Source organism: Pseudomonas sp. 57B-090624 (genome assembly GCF_003234055.1).
Taxonomy (GTDB): domain Bacteria; phylum Pseudomonadota; class Gammaproteobacteria; order Pseudomonadales; family Pseudomonadaceae; genus Metapseudomonas; species Metapseudomonas tohonis.
This window is the reverse complement of record NZ_QKRU01000135.1, coordinates 1-6927: the sequence shown is the minus strand read 5'-3', so window position 1 is coordinate 6927 and position 6927 is coordinate 1. Positions and strand designations below refer to the sequence as shown.

Here is a 6927-nt window from a genome sequence, read left to right as displayed (position 1 = left end):
GGTTCGCATTTGGTCGGGAAAGGGCTTGAGCAAAGTCGCTGGCGCCATAAAAATGCCGCCCCGATGTCGATATGCCATTACTCCAAGGACGGTCGCAATGCGTCTGCAGTCTTTCGCTGCGGGCTTCTGCCTGCTTTTTCCTGCTTTTTCCGTTTTCGCGGCTGACAGCCCCGGCGCGCCCTTCGCGGGTGACCGCGACCTGATCCGCGAGCGCCAGGACCGCATCCTCGAAGAACAGCGCAAGCGCCTGCAGGACCTGCAGCAACTGCCCGGTCGCGAGACCCCCGTCCAGCCCAGTGCACCGGCCAGCCAGGGGCCGTGCTTCGACATCCGCAGCATCCGCCTGCAGGGCGCCAGCCTGATTGCCGCGTCGCGCCAGCGCGAGCTGCTCAAGCCCTTCGAGAACCAGTGCCTGGACAGCGGCCGCCTCAACGAGCTGCTCAAGGCCATCACCCAGCACTACATCGACAAGGGCTACGTCACCTCCCGCGCCTACCTGCCGCAGCAGGACCTGGCCGACGGCGAGCTGGACGTGATCGTGGTCGAGGGCAAGCTCGAAGGCCTCGACAGCTCGGCCATCGCCAGCGACCGCGAACTGGCCATGGCCTCGCCCGCAGGCAACGGCGGGGTGCTCGATTTGCGCGAAATGGAACAACTGGTGGACCAGATCAACCGCCTGCCGTCGCGCCCCGCGCAACTGGAGCTGGTGCCCGGCGCGGACGTGGGCGGCAGCCGCGTGCAGCTCAAGGGCGAGCCGAGCGAGCCCTGGCGCGTGGGCTTGAACCGTCACAACGACGGCCAGCGCAGCACCGGCGAGCAGCAGTGGGGCGCCAGCCTCGATTGGGACAGCCCCTTCGGCCTGGCCGACCAGCTCAGCCTGCGCGGCGGCGGCGACCTGGCCAGCGACCACTGGAAGCACTCGGCCAACCAGAGCGTCCTCTACAACCTGCCCTACGGCTGGTGGAACTTCAGCTACGCCTACAGCCAGAGCTACTACCGCACCCGTAACCAGGGCGATGGCTTCGCCTTCGGCACCGACGGTGAGAGCAAGAACCACCAGTTGCGCGCCGAGCGCGTGCTGCACCGCGACAGCGTCAGCAAGACCGCCGCCAGCCTCGGCATCGCCCACCTGGAAACGCGCAACTACGTGGAAAACAGCCTGCTCGGCAACTCCAGCCCGCGCCTGACCGAATCCCAGCTGGGCTTCAACCATGGCCGGCGCATCGGCAATGCCTTCGTCAACGTCGATGTCGGCTGGCAGCGTGGCATCGGCGCCTTCGATGCCCAGCACGACCGCACACCGTTCCACTACTCGCCCGAGGCCCGCTACAACAAGTACAGCCTCACCGCCAGCTACCTGCAGTCCTTCCAACTGCTGGGGGAATCCTTCAGCGTCGACAGCCTGGTCAACGGCCAGCACAGCGAAGACGTGCTCTACAGCCCGCAACGCATCAGCGTCGGCGGCCTCAGCTCGGTGCGCGGCTTCAAGGAGCAATCCCTCTCCGGCGACACCGGCGCCTACTGGCGTAACCAGCTGCGCTGGCGCCGGCCGGTGACCTGGGCGGCGCTGCAGCCCTTCGTGCAGGAATACGGTGCCGCCTTCGCCTACGACCTGGGAGTGATCCACGGCGATCGCTACAACCCCGGCCAGAGCGGCCGCCTCAGCGGCAACGCCTTCGAGTTCAGCGCCCGGGGCCAGCACCTGGCCGCCTCGGTCACCTTCGCGCGGTCCCTGGAACGCCCTGACGCCATCACGCGCCAGGAGCACCCGGTGTACTTCCGCTTCGACCTCTTCTTCTGATTTCAGCTTCGCCCGGAGTTCCAGTACATGGACGTTCGCAGCCCCTTCTTCCAGAACATCGCCACCGTCCTCGTCGGCGTGATGTTCCTCAACCCCATCGTCTCCACCGCCGCTGATCTCGCGGTGGACGCGGCCGCCGGTGGCAACACCAGCATCGGCAGCGCCGGCAACGGCGTGCCGGTGGTCAACATCGCCACGCCCAACGCCAACGGCCTGTCCCATAACCGCTTCACCGACTACAACGTCGGCCAGCAGGGGCTGATCCTCAACAACGCCACCGACAAGCTGCAGAACACCCAGCTCGGCGGCTACATCATCGGCAACGCCAACCTCAACGGCCGCGCCGCCGGCCTCATCCTCAACGAGGTCAGCGGCGGCAGCCCCAGCCAGCTCAAGGGCTACACCGAGGTGGCCGGGCAGGGCGCCCACGTCATAGTCGCCAACCCCCACGGCATCACCTGTGACGGCTGCGGCTTCATCAACACGCCAAAGGTCACCCTGAGCACCGGCAAGCCGGTGGTGGAGAACGGCCGCCTCGACCGCTACGACGTGGACGGCGGCGCCATCGCCATCGAAGGTGCCGGCCTAAACGCCGGCAACGTCGACCAGTTCGAGCTGATCACCCGCAGCGCCCAGATCAACGCCGAGCTGCACGCCAAGCAGCTGGCGATGGTCACCGGCCGCAACGAGGTGGACGCCGCCACCCTCGCCGCCACCGCCAAGGCCGACGACGGCAGCACCCAGCCGCAACTGGCCATCGACAGCTCCGCCCTCGGCGGCATGTACGCCGGGGCCATCCGCCTGGTGGGCACCGAGCAGGGCGTGGGTGTGAAGCTCGCCGGCGACATGGCCGCCAGTGGCGGCGACATCCAGATCGATGCCAACGGCAAGCTGACCCTGGCGCGCACTGCCGCCAGCGGCGACATCACCCTCAAGGCCGCCGACGTCGACCTGACCCGCGGCGCCTACGCCGGCGGCAAGGCCCGCGTCACCAGCGGCGGCACGGTCGAGGTGAAGGAAAGCCTGGCGGCCGCCGGCGACCTGAGCCTGAATGCCGCGCGCATCGACAACCAGGGCCACCTGGAAGCCGGCGTGCGCGCCGACGGCAGCGCCAACACCGCCAGCGTGCTCGACCTCCAGGGCGGCACCCTGACCAACCGCGGCAAGGTGCTGGCCCAGGGCAGCCTGACCACCGACCTGGCGACGCTCGACAACCAGGGTGCGCAGCTGGTCGCCGCCGGCTCCGCCCAGGTGAAGGCCCAGACCCTGGAAAACCAGGGTGGCCAACTCATCGGCCGGCAGGACCTGAAGGCCGAAGGCAAGCAGCTGGACAACAGCGGTGGGACCCTGGCCGCCAACCAGGCACTGACCGTTACCGTCACCGACGAGGTGAAGAACCTCGGCGATGGCCTGATCCTCTCCAAGGCCGACGGCCTGACCCTCACCACCGCCGTGCTGGACAACCAGGGCGGCACCCTCCAGGCCGACAGCGGCGAGCTCAAGGCCACCGCCAGCACTCGCCTGGACAACCGCAGCGGCAAGGTCCTCGCCGGTGACGGCAAGCTGACCCTCGCGGCCGGCGAACTGCACAACCAGCAGGGCCGCCTCAACGCCCAGGGCGGTGCCCTCACGGCCACCGTCGACAGCCTCGGCAACGGCCAGGGTCGCATCCAGGGCGACAGCGTCGAGCTCACCAGCACCACCCGCCTGGACAACGGCCAGGGCCAGATCGTCGCCACCCAGGGCGACCTCGGCATCAAGCGCGGCGAGGTCATCAACGACGGCGGCCAGCTGCTGGCCAAACAGGCGCTCAAGGTCGATGCCGACAGCCTGCGCAACCAGGGCGGCACTGTTGGCGGCGACAGCGCCAACCTCAAGCTGACCGGCAAGCTGGCCAACGACGGCGGCCTGGTCGAAGCCAGCAAGACCCTCGCCCTCGACCTCGGCTCCGCCAGCAACGCTGGCGGCAAGCTGCGCGCACTCGGCAGCACCGGCACCAGCACCTTCGCCATCGGCGGCCGCTTCGACAACGACGGCGGCCTGGTGGAAATCGGCAACGCCGGCTTCAGCCTCACCAGCGCCAGCCTCAGCAACCAGCAGGGCACCTTGCGCCACGTCGGCACCCAGGGCTTCGCCCTCAGCCTGGCCGATGCCGGGCAGGCCGGCGGCAGCTTCATCACCAACGGCGTGCTCAGCCTCGACGTCGCCGACTGGACCAACAGCAGCCTGCTGCAGGCCCAGCGCCTGGACCTCAAGGTCGGCACCTTCACCCAGACCGCCAGCGGCAAGCTGGTGTCCATCGACGACATCACCGCCAGCGGCGGCGACTGGACCAACGACGGCGCCATCGAAACCGAAGGCAAGCTGCAACTGGCCCTCACCGGCCGCTACCAGGGCAACGGCAGCCTGAAGAGCCTGGGCGATCTGACCCTCAGCGCCGCCAATGCCGAACTCGGCCAGGGCGCGCAACTGCGCAGCGGCGGCAAGGGCGAGTTCCGCCTCGGCAGCAACCTGGTCAACGCCGGCACTATCAGCACCGTGGGCGATGCCCTGTTGATCGTCGCCAGCCTCGACAACCGCGGCACCCTCGGCGCCGCGCAGAAGCTGCGCATCGAAGCCCCGACCCTGCTCAACCAGGGCCTGGTCTTCAGCGGCGCCGACATGGCCCTGCGCGCCAACAGCCTCACCAACCTCAAGGGCGACATCTACAGCCTGGGCGCACTGAGCGTGGCGAAGGACGATGCGAATGGGCAGATGGCGTTGCTGGAGAACCGTTCCGGCGGCATCGAGTCCACGGGCGACATGACCCTGCGCGCCGCCACCCTGACCAACCGCAAGGAGCTGTTCACCCCCGGCAAGACGCTGGTTGCCGGCTCCATCAGCGTGGTTTGCTACGACTGCAGCGGCGACCACCACAACGTCGACTACGTCGCCACCGAGCGCTTCGAAAGCTCGGTGCTGGAAGACTCCGCCGCCTCGCGCATCCACAGCGGCGGCAACCTCGATATCCAGGGCGGCGTGATCGCCAACCGCTACAGCAGCCTGAGCGCCACCGGCAACATCGGCATCCAGGGCACCAGCCTGGAGAACACGGGTGCCGCCAGCGGCATCATCGAACGTGTACGCCGCTTCAACACCGGCCGCGTCACCGACGGTACCGACGAGCGTTTCCGCGCCAACTACATCAACCCCTACAACGCCCAGCCGATGCCCAAGGAAGTGCCCAGCGCGCTCTACAGCTGGGCGCTGACCAGCGACGTCGAGACGCGCACGCCCACCGGTGTCGGCTCGCCGGCCATCATCCAGGCCGGTGGCAACGTCAGCATTCAGGCCACCCAGCCCATCACCAACGACTCGGTCCTGGCCAACCAGGCGCCCCAGGGCGGCAACGCCCAGAGCCTGGACAGCCAGGTGGGCCTCACCAGCCAACCGCTGGTGGTGCAGCTCAACGCACAGCTGGCTCCGGACGCCAACCAGCAGGCGGTCAACCCGCTGACACTGCCGGGCTTCGGCCTGCCCCAGGGGCAGAACGGCCTGTTCCATGTCAATGACGGCCCCGGCCATCGCTACCTGGTCGAGACCCGCGCCGAGTTCGCCAACCTCAAGAGCTTCCTCAGCTCCGACTACATGCTGAGCCGCCTCGGCTTCGACGCCGACCAGGCGCAGAAACGCCTGGGGGACGGCCTGTACGAACAGCGCCTGATCCGCGAAGCGGTGGTCGCCCGTACCGGCAAACGCTTCATCGATGGGCTGGCTTCGGACGAGGCCCAGTTCAAGTACCTGATGGACAACGCCATCGCCAGCAAGGAAGCCCTCAACCTCGCCCCGGGCGTGGCCCTGAGCGCCGAACAGGTGGCCGCCCTGACCCACGACATCGTGTGGATGCAGGAGCAGGACGTGAATGGCGAGAAGGTGCTGGTGCCGGTGCTCTACCTGGCCCAGGCCAAGGACCGCTTGGCGCCAAGCGGCGCACTGATCCAGGGCCAGGACGTCGCCCTCATCAGCGGCAGCAGCCTCAGCAACAGCGGCACCCTGCGCGCCAGCAACCAGCTGCAGGCGTCCGCCCTGAACATCGACAACCGTGGCCTGATGCAGGCGGGCGATCGCCTGTCCCTGCTGGCCACCGACAGCATCCGCAACGCCCGTGGCGGCATCATCAACGGCAAGGACGTCAGCGCCATCGCCCTCACCGGTGACATCATCAACGAGCGCACCATCAGCCAGGACGCCCGCAGCGGCAAGAACTTCAGCCAGCTCACCAGCGTGGTGGACAAGGCCGCCGGGATTGAGGCGAGCAACAGCCTGAGCCTCACCGCCGGGAAGGACCTCCAGAACATCGGCGGCACCCTCAAGGCCGGCGGCAACGCCACCCTGAAGGCCGGCAACGACCTGGTCATCGCCTCTGCTGCCGAGGAAAACGGCAGCATGCGCCAGGACAAGCGCCATTTCTGGAGCAATACCAGCACCACCCAGCATGGCAGCGATGTGCAGATCGGCGGCAACCTGCAGGCCAGCGCCGGGCAGGATCTCGCCGTGATTGCCAGCACCGTCAAGGCCGGGGGCAATGTCAGCCTGGAGGCCGAGCGCGACATCACCATCGCTGCGGCAGCCGATGAGAGCAGCAGCGAATACCGCTACAAGCGCAGCGGCAAGAAGATCAACAAGGAAGACAGCACCATCCGCCAGCAGGCGGCGGTGATCGAAGCAGGTGGCGATCTCGATATTGAGGCGGGTGGCAACCTGCTGCTCAGCGCCAGCAAGCTCAAGGCCGGCGATGAAGCCTACCTGTACGCCGGCGAACAGCTGGCCCTGACCGCAGGGCAGGACAGCGACTACCACCTCTACGACATGAAGAAGAAGGGGGCCTTCGGCGCCAAGAAGACCCAGCGCGACGAAGTCACCGATGTCCGCAATGTCGGCACCAGCATCATCACCGGCGGCGACCTCACCCTCGCCAGCGAAGGTGACCAGCTTTACCAGCGCGCTCACCTGGAAAGCGGCGGCAACCTGACCCTTGAAAGTGGCGGTGCCATCACCTTCGAAGCGGTGAAGGACATGCACCAGGAGAGCCATGAGAAGAGCAAGAGCAGCTTCGTGTGGAACTCCATGGAGGGCAAAGGCAAGAC

2 protein-coding genes are annotated in these 6927 nt (G+C 67.6%); both read left to right on the top strand.

What is annotated here, in order from left to right; all coding sequences use genetic code 11:
* The first annotated feature begins 97 nt into the window (after nucleotides 1–97).
* Nucleotides 98–1801 (top strand): ShlB/FhaC/HecB family hemolysin secretion/activation protein, encoded by a 1704-nt coding sequence (locus DMX10_RS31420; protein ID WP_111264767.1) that lies wholly within the window; start codon nucleotides 98–100, stop codon nucleotides 1799–1801.
* 27 nt (nucleotides 1802–1828) lie between these two features.
* Nucleotides 1829–6927, top strand: a 5099-nt coding sequence (locus DMX10_RS31415) for a filamentous hemagglutinin N-terminal domain-containing protein (protein ID WP_146603105.1), incomplete at its 3' end; no start/stop codon positions are given.